This is a genomic window from Massiliimicrobium timonense, assembly GCF_042850985.1.
Classification (GTDB): domain Bacteria; phylum Bacillota_I; class Bacilli_A; order Erysipelotrichales; family Coprobacillaceae; genus Allocoprobacillus.
In genome coordinates this window covers 758,975-780,415 of the sequence record NZ_AP031415.1, presented here as the reverse complement: position 1 = coordinate 780,415, position 21,441 = coordinate 758,975, and the positions used below count along the sequence as shown (strand labels likewise).

Sequence of the window (21,441 nt, the reverse complement as noted above, 5' to 3'; positions counted from 1 at the left end):
CATATCAGATAAAATCACTATGCAACAACTCACATCAAAAGTTTTAAAACATCTTGTTCATTATGTATTTGATGAATATGCATACCTATAACCTGCAACATATGTTCATCACATTGTTGAATACGTTTTTTGATTTCTGGTGTCAACTGTCCAAGTACATTTTGCAGTAAATGAAGAATCAACATCTGTTGTCCTTCTCTACGCCCTGTTTTAATTCCTTCTTTCATTCCTTCTTTAATTCCTGCTTCACGTCCTGTTTTAATTCCTTCTTCTTTCCCTTTTTTTCTACCATCTTCCATTCCTATATGAATGGCATCCTTCCACAATGAATACATTTCCACTTTTTCTTCACCTTCCTTTTCAATAATTTCAACCAATTCTTCCTGCCCCGTTAAAGTTGCCAATACCTTAGCAACTTCCTTTGTAACAACCATGTTTTGAAGCCCTGCTACATTCTTTTTCCAGATCAATTGTAACCCCTTGATCAGCTGCCTGTTCTCCTGATTTCTAAAAAGATGATAATCCAATTCTTTAAGATCAACAACCTTTATTTTCCAATCATTACCTAGTCTTTTAAGATATTCTGGTGCTTCAATACGATCCATTAATGATGTCAAAGCTTTCCATTTTCCTTCACCATGATACAACACTAAACTTATAACAAGCATGAAACGACAACCTTTTTGATGCTTATCCTGCAAAGCATAATTAAGAGCATCATACAATAAAATTCTCGAAGTCATTGTATAATCTGATTGACTTTGTGCTTCCATGCTAATAAGAACCTGCCAGAATCCTGTATCCCATTTCATTGTGATATCATTTCTTTTTTCGATTGAAAAATGATAATCTGCATAAGTTTTATCATTTTGGTATGGAAACAGGTATGAAGCATCAACGACCTTTTGTCCATCAAAAAATAAAACATTTAAAAAATCAGCAAAATGACCCGGATGTCCAAAAAAATCCCTCATAACATGATCTTTCTTTAAAACAGACATTATTCATGTTCCTCCCTTAGGAAGGTCTATAAAAATTATATCATTATATTTGCTATAAGTAAATATTTGTAAATTTTTATTTCCCTCCCTAATTTATATATACGCAAAAAAGACTTCATTTTTTTTATTTCAAATTTTTTTAAATTTATCAAAACAAAAAAAAGAAGGAAATTCATTCCTTCTTCATGTTTTAATCTAAATCTTCACCATTAGAAGCAATCACTTTCTTATACCAGTCATAAGAATCTTTTTTGCTTCTTTCTAACGTTCCATGTCCTTCATTATCTCTATCGACATAGATAAATCCATAACGCTTCTTCATTTCTCCTGTTGTAAATGATACACAGTCAATACATCCCCATGGTGTATATCCCATTAAATCTACACCATCTTCTTCAACTGCTTTCTTCATCTCCTGAATATGGGCTCTTAAATAATCAATGCGATATGGATCATGACAGCTTCCATCCGCTTCTTTAACGTCGATTGCGCCAAATCCATTTTCTACAATAAATAATGGTTTTTCATATCTTTCATAGAAAATATTCAAAGCATATCTTAACCCTTCTGGATCAATTGCCCATCCCCAGTCAGATACTTTGATATATGGGTTTTCTACACTGTATTCACTTGAACCATCAGTTGCAGTAGAAACATCTTTATGTGCTGTAGAATCAACAGTATTTGTCATATAATAACTAAATCCAATATAATCCACTGTTCCTTCTGACAAGATTTTTTTATCTTCTTCTGTTATATCAATATCAAATCCTTTTCTTTCAAACATCTTCAATGCATATGCTGGATAATGTCCTCTCACTTGTACATCACAGAAGAACCAGCGATCATGCATCATTTGTGTTGATAATACCATATCAGCAGGACGACATGAATATGGATAAATAGGAACCATTGCTATCATGTTTCCAATCTTGAAATTAGGATTAATTTCTTTACCTGCTTTGACAGCTAGTGCACTGGCAATAAGAGTATGATGAGCGCATTTATACATCGCTTCTTCTGGATTATCATAATTTCCAAAATGAACTCCACTGTTTGTCCATCCAAAGATATCATTCTTGTAATTCATCTGATTGTTAATTTCATTGAAAGTCATCCAGTATTTGACTTTATCTTTATATCTTTCAAAGCAGACTTTTGCAAACTTCACAAAGAAATCAATAGTCTTTCTGTTCATGAATCCACCATATTCTTTAGCTAAATGATAGGGCATTTCAAAATGAGATAATGTAATAACGGGTTCAATACCATATTTCAATAATTCATCAAACACATCATCATAGAACTGTAATCCTTCTTCATTGGGTTCATCTTCATCACCTAATGGAAAGATACGTGTCCATGCGATAGATGTTCTAAAACATTTAAAGCCCATATCCGCAAACATAGCAATATCTTCCTTGTAGTGATGATAGAAGTCAATCCCAACATGATTAGGATAATAGTTACCTTCAATCACACCATCAGTAATCACTCTAGGAACACCATGTGCTCCAGCAGTCATTACATCAGCAACACTTAAACCCTTAGATGTTTCAAGAACACCACCTTCAAATTGATGGGCAGCTAAAGCACCACCCCATAAAAAATCTTTACTTAAAACCATATTACGCCTCCTTTATACTTATAAATTTATTATATAAAATTCACTTTAAATGAACAATAATATATTTCTATTATATTTAAAATTGAAACAATTACAGAATGAGAACTTACAAAACGTGAAAATATTGTTGAAAAACTTTTTTTAAAGATAAAATCATCACAATTATCGAAATCATTATTTGAACAATTAATAATATAGGGTTTTCTATACAATATTGAATACAATTTAACATTGGATAAAAAGATATATCTTTGAAACAATCTATCTGATTATAAATAAGAAATAAAGGAATAACAAACAGACATAAACTTATAAATAATGTTGTCATAGTATGTCTGGCTTTCACACTAATCATCAATAAAAAACTCGTTAAGCTCATGCAAATAATAAATTTAATCAACCCATCTATAAGAAACAAATGACCTAAAGTCAATACAGAAGGTAAAGATCGAAAAGTTGGTATAGAAATGACAGATGCTCCTAAAGATGAAAAACCATAGACACTATGTAAAAAGATAAGAGGTGTTCCATAAAAAATGCTCATCCCTATTCCTATTATAATAACACATCCTATAATTTTTAATTCTAGGATTCTATGATTTCCATTAATTGTTATTTGACTAACTTCATTAACATGATTTTCATATTCAATATTAATAACTTGATATAAACTTAGTGACAAGAAAATCATCAGCATTAAACTAGGTGCTAAACTCCATGAAGAAGATAAAAAATATTCCTCATACGGGCGTTCATAAACAAATTCAGCTTGGGGATGTTTTTGAATCCACTCATATTGTTCCTTGACATCATTAAAAACATTCTCTCCTATCAACTTCATAGAAATATTTTCTTTAAGAGATTGCTTTTTTTGTGATGTGAGATTGATATTATTTTCAATTTTTTCTATTTGTTGATGCAATGAATCAAAATAATCCTGCTGTTGTTCAATCCATTTTATTTTGTCATCAGTAAGAGGTCCTTGTAAATATTGCATATAACTTTGATAAATAGAAGATTCACTATCCATATAAACAGAAACATGATGATATTGATAATATTGTAAAAATAAACTTAAAATAATGAGAAAACCAACTTTTTGTATTTTTATCATCTTATAAAATTCAAAACTGCATAAAGAAGACAAATGAAGACAATGTTTAAATACAAAATGAGCATTTCTCAAAGAAAAATCTCTTTTACAAACATAGATACATATACAACTTATACTCCCAAAAATCAGTCCAGCTATTATAATAAAAATATGTAAATGATAAAGGGTTGTTGACAATCCAAAAACAGATATATATCGATATGTTTTTAAATAAATATCTGTTTGTAGAAATGAAATCATATTGATATACTTCAATAAATAAAGTGAACTTAAGGGATGAATCATCAAATAACTGAAAACTTCTACTACAAAAAATACCAATATAGATATCCAAGATAAAATTCTATTTTTCAATACCAAACATAAATTCATCATTATTATACCTAATAATGATAATACCAATATTTTAAATCCTATCATCAGACCAATCCACTGTTTGACATTCATTTGTAAAGGACATTGTCTATAATGAGCCATTGACTGAATACTACGCGACAAATCTCCCAATCCACAGTTCCATGCCATATAACCTAATTTTCCTGCATATACCAAAAAACAGATTATACTCGTTATCAAAAACATGACAATGAACTTTGCTATAATTACTTTCATATATCCATTTTGACTTAATTTCAACAAATTCATCAATCCATTTTCTCTTTCTTCCATAATCAGATAATAGGATAAACTCAAGACAATAATCACTAAAAACAAACTCGTAAAATCAAATGAAAACACCATTTCTAGAGGATATTGGATATCATATGTCACTTCAACATGGGTTAACTTTTGAAAATCTTTAGCACTTCTTTCTATTTCATTTTGATTTTGATGACTTTGAAAAATAGAAATTCCTGAAAGTTGTTGAGCCTGTTGTTGAATATCTTTAATATATTGAAAATAAGTCTTTAATTGTGTCATTTCGTCAAACATCATTTCTAAAAATTGAGCATCTTGTTCTAAAGACGATGTATATTGAGGCTGATGATTACTGATATACTCTTGTTGATAATTTTCAACATTAGGATTCTCTTGTAAAAGTTCTTCGATAATTGAAGCATTTTTTTGCTCATTTTGACGTAATTGCGTTAACTGTTCCAAAATCATAAATGACTGATATTTTTCATACTCTTTTTTTGTAAATTCATAACGTTTTTCATTAGGCAAGGAAAGTAAAGTCTGATGAAATTTTTGATAAGCAGATAAGGGAATCTTTTGATTTAAACTTACTGAAAAAAGAAAAAATTGACTTAACAAAAGCAAAATAAGAATAACAATAAAGCTTTTACGTCCTCTCATTTTTATAAATTCATACTTGATTAAAGGCATCATATATCATCACCAAAAATCTTTAAATAAACATCTTCTAAGCAATGAACTTGAAATTGTTTTAGCAAATCTTCTTTTTTTCCTTTTCCAACAATGATACCATCTTTTAAAAAAACAATTTCTTTCGCAAGATTTTCTACATCAGAAACAACATGAGTTGCAATAAAAACAATATGATCATTTGATAGATGAGATAAAACATTTCGTAGTGATACACGTTCTTTGGGATCAAGTCCTGTTGTTGGTTCGTCAAGCAATAAAAGTGATGGATTATTCAAAAGTGCTTGAGCTACTAATATTCTTTGCTTCATACCACCTGAATATGTCTTACATTTTTGTTTGAGAAATTTGTCCATATTCACCAATTGAGCAACTCTATTCACTTCATTTTTTAATTTCTTTTTCTCTATCCCTTTCAACAAAGCCATATAAGTTAAAAATTGTAATCCTGTCATATCTTCATAAAGTCCTTGTTGCTGTGGAGCATAGCCAATATCTAGAAAATAATGTTGCCCCCAATCATCTATTTTCTTATGTTTCCATAAAATTTGTCCTTTTGTTGGTTTAAGCTGACGGCATATAAGTTTCATTAATGTTGATTTCCCTGAGCCATTAGGTCCCAATAATGCATAAATACCTTCATCCAAACAAAGATCAACGTGTTTTAAAACTTGATATGTTCCATAATTTTTATATACATTTTTCATTTCTAACATACTAATCACCTATCTGCTTTATCGTTTGATATTCATTTTGATCGTTGAGAAAATCTTTTTTAGAAATACAACCAATAAATGTCTTATCAACCTCGAATTGCATTGTTCCTGCCCATGTCTTTTCATCATGTCCAATACGATCATATTGGACTAATAGATTATCATGCATTTGAGCTAAAATCGTTACTGCTTCTGTTGGTTTTCTAGTATAATGATGTAATTCAATCATTTTGGGTGAATGAACATCAATGGCATACATATGTGAATAAACTTCATTTTCATCATCATATTCCATCAATACGATATAATCATCCACTATATCAGAGAAATAATATTGATGATTTTGTGGTAAACTCATCAATGTTTTTATTTCCTGTGTTTTTATATCATACATATTTAATTTTTCACCATCACGATAATATATTTTTTTACCATCACATAAATCATAATCATCAAATTTTTGTGATACTCTATACATATCTTTTGTATCAACATCAACACTTGTAAAAATAGTCTTTGCATTCATACATATTTCATCATATTTTTGAGTATTCCCTTGTTCTAGATATTCGGTTATATTTTCAGGATAATCAAAGCCTTCTAAAATAAGTTTTCTACCATCAACACCTGCAATCATCATATCTGGTGCATCACATACTTTTTCACACTTTCCACTTTCTAAATGGATACGATACAACCCTCTTGCTTCATCTGTAACAATAGTATTATCTCCATTCATCTTATATTCTTTTTCCTTTCCCATAATGACATAAACATATTGAGAATCAAAAGCACAATTTGTATCCACAAAATGATAACCATCTTGACAATGATATAAGACTTGGCGATTTTGACCATCTAAATCCATTTTGGTCATTTGTGGTCCTGTTCGTTGACTTTCTCCTAAAGCATTTATTTCCATAGATCCGGTACTATTCATCATATATAAATGATTCCCATACACAAATAAAGAGCTCATAGAATCAAATGGTGAAAGATAAGATGTACAGTTTTCATCTTTGTGTTCACAGCCTGATTGCTTACATAAATAAACTTCCTGATGTGTTTGATAATCACAATAAGCTAATCGACTATTTTCACCATCATTATGAATACGATAAAAACCTTTGTCATTTCCATCACCATATGTTGTATATCGCCTATCTTTCATCGTTAAATTTTCTTTTTGGATATTCGTTTTATGGTCAGTTCCTATTTCATTTTGCTGACATCCGCATAACAATATAAAACATAAAATCATTAATATCTTTTTCATACTTTTTCACCCCACATTCATCATAACAATAAGATGTATCTAAATTGTAAAAAAAAGAGTTCTTTTCAATGTTGTTTTAAAAGAACTCCATAATTCATATCTTTACTTAATATTTATAATAGTTTCAGGTGTTCCCAATAATTGAACACCTATTGATAACTGCATTGATTCTGGTTCTTGATCATTTTGACAATAAACTCTTATTTTTAAAATCTGTGACTCATAACCATATTGGTTGTATGACCAATCTTCAATATCATCCAACTCTAAATACTCAATCATATGCCAAGCCATATTTTGACATTGCTTTTCAGTATAATTTTTCCCATTTGCATCTACTACCATAATACTATCAATTTTTTCCGTATCTTTTTCACATGAAAAAGATATATTTTTATAATCTTTATCCATCCTTAAAAGCTGATCCAAATAAGGGTCTTTTTGATCATAAATTGTTCCAAAAGTAATAGGATATCGATCTTGACTTGTTTCTAGTATATCCTGATCAATCACTTTGTATTGCATTAATTTTTCAATTTCTCTTGAAAAAATATTTTGTAACTCTGTGATTCTCTTTTGAGCAGACTGACTATAAAGTTCTTTATTTTTCACAACGTATTGTGGTGAATTCTCATTATGATCATTGGAATAATAATCATTATAGATAGCTTGCACTATAGGGTGATTTTCAATAATTTTTTTCAAATTTGTTGTTTCTATTGTTTTCATATGTGAAAAATCATAATAATCTATGCTATAGACAACAATATAAGGCATAGCCAGTGATAATGATATAATAAGAAAACATATGATTTTGATTTTATATTTTTTCATGATTGACCTCCAAAGCAAAAGACATCGTTGTTCCATTATTAAGCTGCGATTGAATTTGCAAAGAACTATGATGTAATTCTAGAATACGTTTGACAATGGTTAATCCTAATCCTGCACCACCCATAGAGCGAGAACGAGATTTATCTGCCATATAGAAAGGTTCTGTTGCCTTTTCTATTGCTTCTTGACTCATACCAATTCCCTGATCACAAATAGAAAAAATAACATACTGTTGACACTTGTGAATACTCACCTTAACAGATTGATTATCTTGACTTGCTTTCAATGCATTATCTATCAAATTTCTCAACAATACAAATAATAATTCTCCTTGTGATAATACACAAACATCGTCATATTCTATGACTAAACGTTCTTGTTTATTTTGACCAAGATAGTAGTTTTTAATTTGTTTTATCACATCTTTTATTTTTACACATTGACATTGAATCGTTCGATTATTTAAAGCTAATAAATCCATTAAAGTATATGCTAAACTTTCTAGACGTCTTCCCTCATGATAAATATATTGAGCTGCTTTTTGTCTTGTTTCCTCATCACAATCACAAGTTCTTAATAAATCTGCAAATCCTAAGATAGCTGTCATTGGTGTTTTAATTTCATGAGAAAAACTCGCCATAAATTCCTCTTTTTGAAGGACATTATCTTGTAATTGTTGAATACGTTGTTCATTCATTTGTGCCATATAGTCAAAACTCTGTGATAACTCACCAATCTCATCTTGACTTTGAATACATGTTCTTTCACTATATTGCCCACTAGCTATTCTTTTCGATACTTCATTTAATTTTAAAATAGAACGTGTTAAATAATTAGAAAGAACTTTTAAAATAAAGGAAGCCACAACAAGTAAAAAACATCCAATGATTAAAAAACTTTGTAATTGTCTATCTCTTTCCTTATATACAAAAGACATATCATAGCAAGTTTCAAGATAATAAATATCTGTCCCTACAGTAAAAGAAGAAGTCACAAACATATACTGATTCTGTTGTATTGATTTCATAAAATAGGTGTGATTATGTTCTGATGAAATATAAGGCTTCAAATTTTCATTCATATTTGTATATAATATTTGATTATTATCATGTATCAAAGCATAATATCCATTTTTTTCAACATCTTGGAACTGTTGAACATAATAAATCATCTTATTTTGAATTTGCTGGTTATCTTTTGAATAATATCCTTGAAGACTTATACTATCCTGAAATAGTCTTGATTCTAATGTGTAAAGCTCAATTTGATGGTGTGATAAATATTGATCACGTGTTGTTTTTAAAAGCGTTACATGATTTTGATAAATCATCAATGACATTCCTATTGAAAACATGATTGCTAAAATTACCAGACAGCTATATATAATTTTTTCAGAAAACTTCATTGTTGTACCTCCAGCATATAGCCTATACGATAAACTGTTTTAATAGCATGTTGCCAATTTAATTTTTTACGTAATCTTTGAATATGTAAATCTAAAGTTCTTGTTTCTTCCTTATCATCATTCCAGACTTTTTGATATAAAACATCTCTATATAATGCAATATTTTTATTTTGAACTAAAAAAAGTAATAATTCATATTCCATATGTGTTAGATAGATTCTCTTTCCGTTTTGTATCACTAGTCTTTGATTAAGGTCAATTGTAATATCTAAAACTTTTATCTCATTTAAGCTTTTATGGTAACGTCTTAAAACACTTTCCACTCTTGCTAGTAGCTCATCAATAGAAAATGGTTTTACCAAATAATCATCTGCTCCCATTTTTAATCCTTTTACTCTTTCTTCCACTGTTGATTTAGCACTGATAAAAATGACGGGAACATTTTGTGGCTTAATATACTGCATCAATTCGTATCCATCAATAAAAGGTAACATAATATCTAATAAAATTAAATCATAGTGGTGATAATCAATCAGTATAGACCCTTCTTTTCCATTTTGAGCATAATCGCATTGATAACCCGCTCTTGTTAAATTCATTCCAATTAAATCTCTAATCGCCATTTCATCTTCTACAATTAATATTTTCAATATCATCACCCCTCACATAAAATCATATCAAAAAGTTGTATCATTATTGTATCATAAAAAAAGCTTACGACTGAGCGTAAACTTTATTGAATAACAAATTCACTATAATATGCTTTTTCATCATAATCACTGCCACCTCTAAAATCCTGTATTTCCTTACCAATACGATATTCACCATTTGACAAAGAACCATAGAGATCTTCCCATTGGATATCCCAATGTGTAAAATCCTGTTTTTGAATAGTGTAACTCACATCTGACCAGACAGGTTTTTGAGGTGTAGGAAGTTCCTGCCACTTTCCATCTCTCTTTTCTTCAACCCAATACTTCTCTCCCGTTTGCAAATCTCCTGTGACTTCTCCACCATTTTGACTACAAATCAACGTTAAACCCGTATCTGTTACATTGTCAACATTAAGAACAATGCCCCAAGAATCATCTGTTTCCACTAATTGTAGCGATGATTCTGACTTAGAGACAGATGACTTTTGTGTTTCTTGACATCCTACAATCATTAAACATAATAAACATACAATTAAAATTTTTTTCATAAATACTCCTATTTAAATAAACATGTTGCCGCAATGGCTTTTTGCCATTGTTGATAATATTGTAAAGCTTTTTGAAAATCCATTTGTGAATGATATGTCTTTGAAATGAGATGTCTACTTTTAATAGCTTCTTGACTTTCATAAAAACCAATCGCTAATCCAGCCAGATAAGCTGCTCCTAAAGCTGTTGTTTCTTTGACTTGTGGTTTCATAATATCAATATTTAAAAGATCACTTTGATACTGCATTAAAAACTCATTGTCAGTTGTTCCACCATCAACAGATAAATGTGTTAATGTCAGATGTGCCTCTTTTTTCATGACTTCTATCACATCACGACTTTGATAAGCAATGGATTCCAATGCTGCACGAACAATATGCTGACGTGTTGTCCCTCGTGTTAAACCAAAAATTGTGCCTCTTACATCATTATCCCAGTATGGTGTTCCTAGTCCAACAAACGCAGGTACTAGATAAACACCCTCATTATCATCTAGAGATTTGGCCATTGCTTCTGTTTCACTGACATGAGCAAATAACTGTAAACCATCTCTTAACCATTGCATCACACTACCACCAATAAAAACTGAACCTTCTAAAGCATAAGTCATTTGACCATTCATTCCCCAAGCAATCGTTGTGAGTAAACCATGATGTGAAACGACCGGTTTTTCACCTGTATTCATTAAAATAAAACATCCTGTTCCATAAGTATTTTTGATATCACCTGATTGAAAACATGTATGTCCAAACAAAGAAGCCTGTTGATCTCCTGCTACCCCACAGATAGGTGCTCTAAAATGTAGACCACTTAATAACGTTTCATCACTATACCCATAAATACAAGATGATTCTTTGACTTCTGGTAACATTGTTTTAGGAATATCAAAGAGTTTCAATAAATCATCATCCCATTTTAAATCATAAATATTATAAAGCAAAGTTCTTGATGCATTGGTATAATCTGTCGCATGGACTTTTCCTCCCGTTAATTTCCAAATCAGCCATGTATCAATTGTCCCAAACAAAAGATGATCTTTATTCATATTTTCAACATGATCTAAAATCCATCTTATTTTACTGGCACTAAAATAAGGATTAATGATCAAACCTGTTTTATCTTGGATCATTGGACTATAGCCATCTTTAATCAGCTGATCACAAATATCCTGTGATTGTCGTGATTGCCATACAATTGCATGATAGACAGGTTCACCTGTTGTTTTATCCCATACAACCGTTGTTTCTCTTTGATTTGTAATACCAATGGCTTTAATTTGACTCGAGCGAATATTATAGATTGTAAATAAAGATTGCACAACTTCTACAACCGAATTCCATATTTCCTTAGCATCATGTTCTACCCATCCTGAATGTGGAAAATATTGTTTAAGTTCTCTTTGTTGCATATAACATAATTGTCCATTTTGATCAAACAATATAGCTCTGGTACTCGTTGTACCTTGATCAATTGCTAAAATATATTCTTCCATAAGCTAACCTCCTACATCTATTGTATCAAATCTGATAATAAAAAACGACTGATTCTACATCAATCGCTCATTCCATGAAAATATTTTCATCATTGAATTTGTTCTTTTTTGACACGTTTTAATATTTCAATGGCAACTAATCCTGTCAAAATCCCTGTAGGGATGGATGTTATCAACAAGGGTATAACATAAATCATAATACCTGCAAAAGAAAATATAAAAGATACGACGGCCACTTGTCCGATATTATGAAAAATAGCTGAAACAATAGATGTAGATACCATTGGTAATTGAATAAATTTATAAATAATTGCTAAAGCTAAACTACTTAAAAAGACACCACCACAACTAATAAAGAAAGGATTTTGCATAAATATACCAGTTAATAAACTAGAAACAAAAACTCTAAAAATATTAACAATAAACATTTCTTTGACACCATAAAGATGAACAACAACCAATGAAATAATATTGGCCAGTCCTAGTTTTGCTCCTACTGGTAATGGAACAGGAATCATCGCTTCCACTGTATGTAAAACAATCGCAATAGCACTTAATAAAGCCAAATAGATCATTTTTCTTGTTTTTTTATGATTCATACTACATTGTTACTCCTTTTTTGAATATAATCTAAAGCTATTTGTTTTAATGTCATATATTGTTGATAAACATGAGGATTGACTGGTGATAAACGATCAAAAGAACGCTCAACCCAATGATATTCTTGAATATATTGAACAGAACATGGATAATACAAATCAAAGATAAAGGCAATGTAAGATAACCACATATCTATATGTGTCTGTCGGTCAGGAGCATATATCAATTGTTCATGTAAAAATTGTTGATAAATCTTATCTGAAATAGATTCCTGATTGACCTGTTCTAAACTGACATATAAAAGATCCTCTATTCTTTCTTCTTCCTTGACCCTAAAATTATCTAATTTATCTCCATCTCTTATTAAATGAATAAATAATAATGTACGCTCATCAAAACCATCTTCTATACGATAACGATTATGCTGTTCTATTGCATTTTTGATAATGTCATCATATTGAGAGTCAGAAATAAATTCACGAATCAATCCTTTACCAAATAATAACTGACTTGAAAATAAAGCATGATCAATGGTTTTATGATCAGCAAAACTTTGATATTGCATCCATTGTTCAAAACGTCCAATATCATGCAATAAAGCAATCAACATCGCTAAATCTGTATCTTCTTTAGACAAATGTAAATGTTGACATAAATATTCACAACATTCTACAACTTTATATGTATGCACGACTTTCAAACGAATAGAAGGAATGGTCATATCATAAGAGCTAATATAATTTTGAAAAGCTTTTTGAGCCTGAATAAAATCAATCATGATGAATAACCTCCAATAAAGTCTGCATATCTTCTAAAGTGAGTTGTCCCGGTGCTGAAGATTGTCCTACACTGGCAAAAGTAATAGATGAACCAACCAGTTCTCCCACAATTCTTGTGATTTTTCCGATCTTTCCCATTGACATTGTCACAAGTGGTCTTGTGAGCCTTTGTGACATTTCCATTGTTGTATTCAGTAACTGAATCACATCTTTATAAGAAAAAGGCATAACAGCTATTTTACAAATATCTGCTCCCATAATTTCCATCTTTTCCAGACGCTCTTTCATTTCCATCACAGTTGGTGTTTTTTCAAAATCATGGTAAGACATCAACACCTTCACATGATTTTGATGAGCGATTTCAACCAACTGATAAACTAACATATTCCCACTTTCCAGTTCAATATCTACAATATCAATACATCCACTTTGACAAGCTGTTTGAACCAGTGATAAATATTCTTGATCACTCAGTTGAATGTGTCCACCCTCTTTTAAAGAACGATACGTCAATAAAAGTGGTAGATTCGTCTGTTGTCTTACCTGCAATAATAATTCATGAACTTGTTTCAAATCATGGATGTTTTCATAAAAATCAATTCTTAATTCAATAAGATCACAATTTTGTAGTTCTTGTATTTGCTGGATGATCTTTTCTGTTGTTGTTTCAACAACAGGAACACAAATTTTAGGTTTTCCTTCACCTATTGCTAATTGGCGTACCTGACATATTTTCATGACTTTCCTCCTGATGACAAGCATCTAAAAATAAACAAATTTCTTTCATCGTTTCTAAAAAAGAATCTCGTAATAAAAAATGATTGCCATGTTTTATTATTTTTTGAATACCATAAGGCAATGCTTTTGCTATTTGTTTTGTATCATATTCTTTAATCATATCAAATTCACCTGCCAAAACAAGAACAGGGATACGAATTTGATGTAATTGTTGATATTCAATCTGTGGTTGTGTTAACATCAATCGATACAACTTCAATGTGAGTCTAGCTTTCTTTTGATATAATGCAAAAACAGCTAAACAAAGCATTTGTAAATAAAATGTTAATCGATAAAAAGATTTGATATAGCAAGGTTTGGTATTCGCCCCAATACTCACAACATGTTTTAAACGTAAATCACATTGAGCTAATAATAAAGCAATAATAGCTCCATCACTAAATCCAATGATATCATAAGCTTCCAATTTTAATTCATCTACAACACCCATTACATCTTTAGCTATTTGTTGATAGGATAATTCCCCAGCGTGAATACTTTGACCATGATAACGTGAATCAATACAAATACATTGATACTGTTTTGATAACTGTAAAACAGCCTGATCAAATATATGATGGTCTTCCCCATTGCCATGTAAGAATACAATAGGAAAACCTTCTCCACTAATTTGATAATAAATATCTTTCATTTCTATTCACCTTTTATCATTATAATCATTTTTTCTTGTTGAGTAAAACACTTTCTTTAAAACAAGTCAAATGAGATAGAAAAAACTGAGAAAACACGGACATTTCTCTACATATAACTTTTCGTTTCGGTATTTTTGATACTTTATTTGTTATCATTTTATGTCATGTTTTTCATTAACTTAACCACTTTTATACTTTTAAATATTTAAAAAAAACATCTGCATATTTTCTATTATTAACACAGTTTTAAATGCCGGGTTAAAAGAACCAGAGTTTATCGGTGGAGATATTGACTTAAGAATTAATATTTATAGAAGTCAAATTCATGATACTGACCTTGATGACCTTAATGTTGACCTTGATTATCAATCAATGAACCTATTAAAACTTATTCATAAATATCCAACATTGACTTATAAAGAATATGTATTTCTGAAGCAACCGTAAAAAGATTATTTAATAAATTGAAATCATCTAAGATAGTCAAACGTGAGGGTTCATCTCGAAACGGAAAGTGGATCATCAACAAGAAATCACTTTCATTTTATAAAGAACCACATTATTTAAATACTATGATAATGTAGGTTCTTTTTATATAAGTTAATGAAAGTATAAAATAAATATTTATCAGCTTCGTTAATATGTTTATACAGACAAGCATTCTTACTCACTTGCTTACATAATTCCACTGTATGTTAGTTTCCAGACTGCATTTCTATTATACAAGATGTTTTCACATAATCCCTACAGTCAATCTTTTTTGATTATAGACCATCTATATAGATTTTATTGCACACAAAAACAAGCTCAAAAGAGCTTGTTTAATTATAATCATCTTCAATTAAACCATCGTCACCATCATCATCTGATGTATCTTCTTCATCATCTGCATAAATATCATTCATATCAATATGCACTTCATCAAACTTATGACGACTTCTTAAATCCCAGCGATTTTCTCCTACTGTAATAAAACGTCCATCTAACGTTATATTTGTATAAAACAATGATTCATTTTCTTCCTGATCATTTTGATCAAAACCTTTAATTTCAGAAACTTCCTGCCATAATTTATAAAAATCTACCGGTTTTTTCTTTTTTGTCATCAAATCATAGGCAACATCTACCATTGAACTCTGTTTATAATCAACCATAATATCCTCCTACATTTTTTCTGGTGCTTCAACACCAATTAAATTTAATGCATTCTTTAAAGTGATTTGTGTTGCTTTTACTAAAGCTAATCTTTGTGATGATAAATCTAAATGATTTTCATCAATAACATAACAATCATTATAGAACGAATGGAATAATTGTGCAAGTTTTTGAATATAATTTGCGATTTTATGAGGTGCTCTTTGTTTTGCACTTTCAACAATTTCATTTCTAAATTCATTGATATGTTTAACAAGTTCAATTTCTTTTTCATGGACAAGTAATTCATAATGATCAGCCATTTCAATTCCTGCCTGAGCTGCCTGTCTTTCAATAGAGCACATTCTAGCATGGGCATATTGTGCATAATAGACAGGATTATCATTGGATTTTGACTTAGCAAGTGATAAATCAAAATCAAATGGTGAACTTGCTGCTTTAGATACAAAGAAATAACGTGTAGCATCCACACCAATATCTTCAATTAAATCCTTAATTGTCACTGCATTTCCCGTACGCTTACTCATTTTCACAACTTCTCCATTTTCAACCATACGAACCATCTGCATAATATCAATGTTTAACTGATCAGCATTATATCCTAAAGCTTGAATAGCTGCTTTCATACGTTGAATATAACCATGATGATCAGCACCTAATAAATCCACCAAATATTCATAACCACGATCTAACTTATTTAAATGATATGCAATATCAGGTGTTAAATATGTATAACTTCCATCACTTTTAATAAGGACACGATCTTTATCATCACCAAATTCAGTTGATTTAAACCATAAAGCACCATCACTTTCATAAGTATATCCTTGATCTTTTAATTTTTGAATGGTTGGTTCAATCTTATTATTTTCATATAATGAAGTTTCACTAAACCAGACATTATGAACAACTCTAAATTCTTTTAATATATCTTTAATTTTTTGTAATTCATGTTCTGTTCCAATTTTTCTAAAATAAGCAATGGCTTCTTCTTGAGAAACATTTAAAAAAAGATCGCCATATTCTTCCTTTAAGTTTTCAGCAATCTGTATAATATCTGCACCATGATATCCATCTTCAGGTAACTTGGCTTCTTTACCAAAAGCCTGTAAATATCTGGCATATAAAGACAACGCTAAATTCGTAATCTGATTTCCTGCATCATTAATATAATACTCACTTGTGACATCATAACCAGCTGCTTTCATGATACGACAGATACTATCACCAACAGCAGCCCCCTTCGCATGTCCTAAATGAAGATCTCCAGTAGGATTCGCTGATACAAATTCAATATTATATCGAATACCCTGTCCATAATCAGAACAACCAAAATGATCCTGTTCAGTTAAAACTTCCTGAATAACTGAAGTCATTGCATCTTTTCTTAAAAACAAGTTAATAAATCCCGGACCTGCCATTTCTACATGTTCAATATGTCCTGCTTCTAAATCTAATGCATCAATCACAGCTTGTGCAATCTCGCGAGGATTTCTTCTTAACACTTTTGTAAGTTGCATCGCAATATTTGTCGAATAATCACCATGTGCTTTATCTTTAGGAATTTCTATTACAATTTGTTCAAGTGGATAATCTTCCACAAATTTTAAATCAACAACCGCTTTTTGTATGACCTTCTTTAATGAAAGTTCTATTTTATTAATTGCCATAGTACCCTGCCACTCAAAATATGGACAAATATAACCATATCGAGATGTTGTAAGTTCTCACGAACATTACTTACTGTTTCACCGTGTATGTTTTTGCGGTTACTAATAACACGCTACTCACAAGTTCTTGTACACTTCACAGTCGTAAATTCCCGACTAAGGCCATCGGTACATACCTACAATTGCTTCACTATGCTATTTTGTAGGTTAAAGCATCTCTTAAATTAAGACTTGCATTAAAATCCCTGTCTACATGATATCCACATTCACAATTATACTTTCTATCAGAAAGTTTTAAATCTTTCTTAATACTTCCACATTCATGACATATCTTGCTTGATGGATACCATCTGTCTATAATTCTTAATTCAATTCCTAATTCTTTACATTTGACTTCTAGTTTCATTCTAAATTCATAAAACTTTTGTGAAGCAACTGCGTTAGAAAGATGTTTATTCTTCATCATACCTTTTACATTCAAATCTTCAATTGCAATATAAGATGGTTTGGTTTTCACTATCTCATTAATACATTTGTTGATATAATCTGTACGAATATTATCTATTCTATGATGAATTCTTTGTACCTTTAAGACCTGTTTTTGTATATTTTGTCTAGTGGCTCCTCCTTTCATTGTTTTATCGCGTTTCTTTAAGTCTTCGTATTTCCTCGATAGACGACGCTGTTCTCTTTTTAATTGTTTTTCCAACTTCTTTAATTTTGCTGTTTTGTTGATATTTTTCTTTACAATACCATTACTTATGACTGCGAACTCCTTTATTCCCAAATCAATTCCTAATCCAAAGTCATTTAACTGTGATTTCTCGGTTTCCGGCATATCAATTAAAACTGATACATAATATCTTCCTGCCTTACAGGAAACTGTTCCACTTTTAATGGCATATCCTTGTTTCGTTGTTGGTATATATCCTTTTTCTTTTAATCTCATCCAACCGAGAGTGGGAATATGAATACGATGTCTTTCGCACCAACAATCTTTTGGATTGTTTTTCACAAAGTACATTTTTACATCAGATTTTCTTTTTTTCTTAAATCTTGGAAATCCGCTTTCCTTTTTAAAGAATTTTCTCAATGCTTTATCTGCATTCATAATACTTTGCTTGACTGATTTGGAACTGACTTCTTTTATCCATAAATATTCTGGGTTATCTTTTAAATAAACATTATTGAGCCATTTGTGAAACTCCATTCCAGAAATAAATTTCTTCTCAGTTTCATAGCTTTCTTTATTATGAGAAATATAAAAGTTATAAACAAATCTGCAAGTTCCAATTGTTTTGTTTATTTTCTGTATCTGTTCCTGTGTCGGCTTTATTTCCGTCTTAAAGCTCTTCAGCAATTTCCTCATCCTCTTTTATTTGTTTTTTATACTTTCTTAAACCATATAATCTACAACTCAATACATGTAAAACTGATATAATATCCTGAACCAACTCTTCATTTGGTGAAAGAGTTTCGTTATTTACAATAATTATTTCTGTATTCAATTTTTCAAACCAATCAAGACCAAATCGAACAAATCTGTTCTTTGCATAAATAACAACATCTCTTATATCATTCTCTGTTTGCATTCCTTTAAATCGCAAATACTGGTTAAGTATAATATCTTTATCAGTAGAGGTACGATTTGCTTTTAAAATTCCATCTCTATCCCATCATTGCAATGTTTTAACAGATACACCTCATAATTCTGCAAAATCTTTGAGTTTGTAATTTGTGATATTATTTGTGTTCATAAAAAATTTCCTTTCATTTTATAAACACATATTTCTATATTTAAAATTGCTTAAAATCCCTCCTTCTTCCATACTTTTAATACAATATCATATTTAACGATATAGTCAACATTTTTTCTACATTAAAGGTGCAAATAATCTTAAAATAGCTTCATATATTCCTTTGAAACGACGACTCTCACTGAGTGTGACTTTTTGTGATAAGGTAAAGGTTTCCTGAAAATCACGTGAAATCTCTTGAATAACAGACTTTTGTGTTAACATGATGTTACATTCAAAATGTAAATAAAGGCTACGATAATCGAAATTAATCGTTCCAACAGTGGCAATTCTCTGGTCACATAAAACCATTTTTGCATGTAAAAAACCTGGTTGATATTCATAGAATTCTACACCAGCTTTCATTAAAGAATAATAATAAGAACGTGTCACGTGATATACATTTTTCTTATCAGGAATACCCGGTGTAATAATATGAACACGAACACCTTTTTTTCTTGCCAATAAAAAAGCCTTCATCATCGTATCATCAATAATAAAATAAGGTGTCATAATCCATATCTCATTTTGTGCCTGATTAATCATATTTAAATAAATATGTTCTCCCGTTTCTTCATGATCCACAGGTGAATCACCATAAACAACCACATAACCATCATTTTGGATGGGTGGTAAAATTTCTGGAAGATAAAGCAAATAATTTTGATCTTGATGTCGATAAGCATTCCATGTTGATAAAAACATCGTTGTCAGATTCCAGACACCTTTTCCCTCTAAACGCATTCCTGTATCCTTCCAATGACCAAAACGCATTTTCACATTGATATACTCATCAGCCAGATTAAAACCACCACTATAACCAATATATCCATCAATAATACATATTTTACGATGATCACGATGATTCATCGCAACCGATAAAAAAGGAACAAAAGGATTAAAGACAACACATTGTATACCCATCTTTTCCAGTTCTTTTTCAAAATGATAAGGCAAAGTTGTCAAACTTCCTACATCATCATATATCAAACGAACTTCAACACCCTCTTGAACCTTTCTTTTCAGTAAATCTAAAATCTGTTGAAACATCAAACCTTGAGAAACAATAAAATATTCCATAAAAATATATCTTTTCGCTTCTTTAATATCCTTCAACAAATCCCTATAACAATAATCTCCTAAAGAATAATAACGACATTGTGTCTGTAAATATGTTCCATATCCTAAATCAGATAAATAATGCAAACCATCTTTTTTATCTGGATCTAAACAATCACAGACATCATCTTCTAAAATCATATAAGGACGCATTTCATCCATAACAGGTTCTAACATTTTTCTAATCTTTCTCGATGGTTTCTTATTTCCAATGCATAAATATAATAATCCTCCAAACATAGGAAACAATAAAATGACAATAATCCACACTGTTTTATATGAAGGATTTTCATCTTTACTCACTAAACCTAAAACCACAAGAAAACTGATAATATACATCAAAGGATAAATCCATGAATAATGTGTCCATAATTCCCTGCCTGCAAAAATTATCCAAATCATCTGTAGAAAGATACATATACTAAAAATAAAAATACGATTTAAAAAAATCTTGAGAAACTTCATGCATCCACCTTTATGGGATAATCTTTAAGCGTAATCATAATATAAACCATAGAAATCATTCCTTGATGATCATATAAGGCATATTTCATTTGAATCATCTGTGAAGATGCTTTAAATTTCAGAAGTTCTGTTTTTAATTCCACTGTTCCATAAGGTAATTGATAATGATTCCATACCTTCTTTTCCTTATGAAATCTTAACAGTGAATCTCCATTTTGTAGATGAACTTCAACCTCATCAAAAGAAATTTGAATCTTTCCCTGATCTGTTTGAAAATGTAGTCTTGTTTTTTGACCATAATCAATCCATCCGTCCACTTTATATTCTATAGTCTGTTTTTCATCACCTTGTTTAAAAATAGCTTTATAATGAACTTGTTTTGTTTGATTCATTTTTATCACCGCCTCCATTATATCAAAATCTGAAAAGAA

At 30.3% G+C, this 21,441-nt stretch carries 19 protein-coding genes and 1 pseudogene; all 20 read right to left on the bottom strand.

All coding sequences use genetic code 11. The features are described 5' to 3' along the window. Positions 1–29: 29 nt before the first annotated feature. The 20 genes and pseudogenes from ACGHJ8_RS04015 to ACGHJ8_RS03920 all read right to left on the bottom strand — a co-directional run bounded on the left by ACGHJ8_RS04015 (position 30) and on the right by ACGHJ8_RS03920 (position 21,402). On the bottom strand, positions 30–1,001 hold the full coding sequence (locus ACGHJ8_RS04015; RefSeq protein WP_390541820.1) for an Rpn family recombination-promoting nuclease/putative transposase: 972 nt from the start codon (positions 999–1,001) through the stop codon (positions 30–32). A 190-nt stretch (positions 1,002–1,191) separates the two neighbouring features. After that, positions 1,192–2,628, bottom strand: coding sequence for a 6-phospho-beta-glucosidase (locus tag ACGHJ8_RS04010; protein ID WP_390541818.1), 1,437 nt, complete (start codon positions 2,626–2,628; stop codon positions 1,192–1,194). Positions 2,629–2,734: 106 nt separating this feature from the next. Further along, a complete protein-coding gene (locus ACGHJ8_RS04005; RefSeq protein ID WP_390541816.1) occupies positions 2,735–5,074 on the bottom strand; it encodes a hypothetical protein in 2,340 nt (779 codons plus the stop codon). Further along, a complete protein-coding gene (locus ACGHJ8_RS04000; RefSeq protein ID WP_087359301.1) occupies positions 5,071–5,787 on the bottom strand; it encodes an ABC transporter ATP-binding protein in 717 nt (238 codons plus the stop codon). The genes ACGHJ8_RS04005 and ACGHJ8_RS04000 overlap by 4 nt, the downstream gene beginning before the upstream one ends. Position 5,788: 1 nt before the next feature. Further along, on the bottom strand, positions 5,789–7,063 hold the full coding sequence (locus ACGHJ8_RS03995) for a hypothetical protein (protein WP_087359303.1): 1,275 nt from the start codon (positions 7,061–7,063) through the stop codon (positions 5,789–5,791). Between the two features lie 102 nt (positions 7,064–7,165). Continuing rightward, positions 7,166–7,897, bottom strand: coding sequence for a hypothetical protein (locus tag ACGHJ8_RS03990; RefSeq protein ID WP_390541813.1), 732 nt, complete (start codon positions 7,895–7,897; stop codon positions 7,166–7,168). Beyond that, on the bottom strand, positions 7,884–9,302 hold the full coding sequence (locus ACGHJ8_RS03985) for a sensor histidine kinase (RefSeq protein ID WP_390541811.1): 1,419 nt from the start codon (positions 9,300–9,302) through the stop codon (positions 7,884–7,886). The genes ACGHJ8_RS03990 and ACGHJ8_RS03985 overlap by 14 nt, the downstream gene beginning before the upstream one ends. Beyond that, positions 9,299–9,952, bottom strand: coding sequence for a response regulator transcription factor (locus tag ACGHJ8_RS03980; protein WP_087359341.1), 654 nt, complete (start codon positions 9,950–9,952; stop codon positions 9,299–9,301). The genes ACGHJ8_RS03985 and ACGHJ8_RS03980 overlap by 4 nt, the downstream gene beginning before the upstream one ends. An 83-nt stretch (positions 9,953–10,035) precedes the next feature. Further along, entirely contained in the window at positions 10,036–10,503 is a 468-nt protein-coding gene (locus tag ACGHJ8_RS03975; protein ID WP_087359309.1) for an immunoglobulin-like domain-containing protein, read from the bottom strand. 8 nt (positions 10,504–10,511) lie between these two features. After that, positions 10,512–11,996, bottom strand: a complete 1,485-nt coding sequence (glpK, locus tag ACGHJ8_RS03970) for a glycerol kinase GlpK (protein ID WP_390541808.1) — start codon at positions 11,994–11,996, stop codon at positions 10,512–10,514. A gap of 89 nt (positions 11,997–12,085) precedes the next feature. After that, positions 12,086–12,595, bottom strand: coding sequence for a Gx transporter family protein (locus ACGHJ8_RS03965; RefSeq protein WP_087359313.1), 510 nt, complete (start codon positions 12,593–12,595; stop codon positions 12,086–12,088). Then, positions 12,592–13,374 (bottom strand): HD domain-containing protein, encoded by a 783-nt coding sequence (locus ACGHJ8_RS03960; protein ID WP_087359315.1) that lies wholly within the window; start codon positions 13,372–13,374, stop codon positions 12,592–12,594. Before ACGHJ8_RS03960 ends, ACGHJ8_RS03965 begins: the two co-directional genes overlap by 4 nt. Then, complete coding sequence (aroD, locus tag ACGHJ8_RS03955; protein WP_390541805.1) at positions 13,367–14,113, bottom strand: type I 3-dehydroquinate dehydratase; 747 nt, start codon at positions 14,111–14,113, stop codon at positions 13,367–13,369. Before aroD ends, ACGHJ8_RS03960 begins: the two co-directional genes overlap by 8 nt. Beyond that, positions 14,076–14,804 (bottom strand): alpha/beta fold hydrolase, encoded by a 729-nt coding sequence (locus ACGHJ8_RS03950; protein ID WP_390541803.1) that lies wholly within the window; start codon positions 14,802–14,804, stop codon positions 14,076–14,078. The genes aroD and ACGHJ8_RS03950 overlap by 38 nt, the downstream gene beginning before the upstream one ends. 822 nt (positions 14,805–15,626) lie before the next feature. Then, a complete protein-coding gene (rpoE, locus tag ACGHJ8_RS03945) occupies positions 15,627–15,959 on the bottom strand; it encodes a DNA-directed RNA polymerase subunit delta (protein ID WP_205090644.1) in 333 nt (110 codons plus the stop codon). 9 nt (positions 15,960–15,968) lie between these two features. Then, positions 15,969–17,630, bottom strand: coding sequence for an arginine--tRNA ligase (gene argS, locus ACGHJ8_RS03940; RefSeq protein ID WP_390541801.1), 1,662 nt, complete (start codon positions 17,628–17,630; stop codon positions 15,969–15,971). A 190-nt stretch (positions 17,631–17,820) separates the two neighbouring features. Then, the gene (locus ACGHJ8_RS03935; RefSeq protein WP_390541799.1) at positions 17,821–18,999 is read right to left on the bottom strand and encodes an RNA-guided endonuclease InsQ/TnpB family protein; all 1,179 of its coding nucleotides are present in this window, start codon (positions 18,997–18,999) and stop codon (positions 17,821–17,823) included. Further along, a pseudogene (locus ACGHJ8_RS03930) lies at positions 18,974–19,315 on the bottom strand (recombinase family protein). The gene ACGHJ8_RS03935 and the pseudogene ACGHJ8_RS03930 overlap by 26 nt, the downstream one beginning before the upstream one ends. 189 nt (positions 19,316–19,504) lie before the next feature. After that, complete coding sequence (gene cls / locus ACGHJ8_RS03925) at positions 19,505–21,010, bottom strand: cardiolipin synthase (protein ID WP_390541797.1); 1,506 nt, start codon at positions 21,008–21,010, stop codon at positions 19,505–19,507. Next, a complete protein-coding gene (locus ACGHJ8_RS03920; RefSeq protein ID WP_087359327.1) occupies positions 21,007–21,402 on the bottom strand; it encodes a DUF1934 family protein in 396 nt (131 codons plus the stop codon). Before ACGHJ8_RS03920 ends, cls begins: the two co-directional genes overlap by 4 nt. Between the last annotated feature and the right edge of the window lie 39 nt (positions 21,403–21,441).

Bases quoted from the DNA above. Each gene is read 5' to 3' on its own strand.
- ACGHJ8_RS04015 (WP_390541820.1), bottom strand. From the start codon at position 1,001: ATGTCTGTTTTAAAGAAAGATCATGTTATGAGGGATTTTTTTGGACAT.
- ACGHJ8_RS04010 (WP_390541818.1), bottom strand. From the start codon at position 2,628: ATGGTTTTAAGTAAAGATTTTTTATGGGGTGGTGCTTTAGCTGCCCAT.
- ACGHJ8_RS04005 (WP_390541816.1), bottom strand. From the start codon at position 5,074: ATGATGCCTTTAATCAAGTATGAATTTATAAAAATGAGAGGACGTAAA.
- ACGHJ8_RS04000 (WP_087359301.1), bottom strand. From the start codon at position 5,787: ATGTTAGAAATGAAAAATGTATATAAAAATTATGGAACATATCAAGTT.
- ACGHJ8_RS03995 (WP_087359303.1), bottom strand. From the start codon at position 7,063: ATGAAAAAGATATTAATGATTTTATGTTTTATATTGTTATGCGGATGT.
- ACGHJ8_RS03990 (WP_390541813.1), bottom strand. From the start codon at position 7,897: ATGAAAAAATATAAAATCAAAATCATATGTTTTCTTATTATATCATTA.
- ACGHJ8_RS03985 (WP_390541811.1), bottom strand. From the start codon at position 9,302: ATGAAGTTTTCTGAAAAAATTATATATAGCTGTCTGGTAATTTTAGCA.
- ACGHJ8_RS03975 (WP_087359309.1), bottom strand. From the start codon at position 10,503: ATGAAAAAAATTTTAATTGTATGTTTATTATGTTTAATGATTGTAGGA.
- glpK (WP_390541808.1), bottom strand. From the start codon at position 11,996: ATGGAAGAATATATTTTAGCAATTGATCAAGGTACAACGAGTACCAGA.
- ACGHJ8_RS03965 (WP_087359313.1), bottom strand. From the start codon at position 12,595: ATGAATCATAAAAAAACAAGAAAAATGATCTATTTGGCTTTATTAAGT.
- ACGHJ8_RS03960 (WP_087359315.1), bottom strand. From the start codon at position 13,374: ATGATTGATTTTATTCAGGCTCAAAAAGCTTTTCAAAATTATATTAGC.
- aroD (WP_390541805.1), bottom strand. From the start codon at position 14,113: ATGAAAATATGTCAGGTACGCCAATTAGCAATAGGTGAAGGAAAACCT.
- ACGHJ8_RS03950 (WP_390541803.1), bottom strand. From the start codon at position 14,804: ATGAAAGATATTTATTATCAAATTAGTGGAGAAGGTTTTCCTATTGTA.
- rpoE (WP_205090644.1), bottom strand. From the start codon at position 15,959: ATGGTTGATTATAAACAGAGTTCAATGGTAGATGTTGCCTATGATTTG.
- argS (WP_390541801.1), bottom strand. From the start codon at position 17,630: ATGGCAATTAATAAAATAGAACTTTCATTAAAGAAGGTCATACAAAAA.
- ACGHJ8_RS03935 (WP_390541799.1), bottom strand. From the start codon at position 18,999: ATGAGGAAATTGCTGAAGAGCTTTAAGACGGAAATAAAGCCGACACAG.
- cls (WP_390541797.1), bottom strand. From the start codon at position 21,010: ATGAAGTTTCTCAAGATTTTTTTAAATCGTATTTTTATTTTTAGTATA.
- ACGHJ8_RS03920 (WP_087359327.1), bottom strand. From the start codon at position 21,402: ATGAATCAAACAAAACAAGTTCATTATAAAGCTATTTTTAAACAAGGT.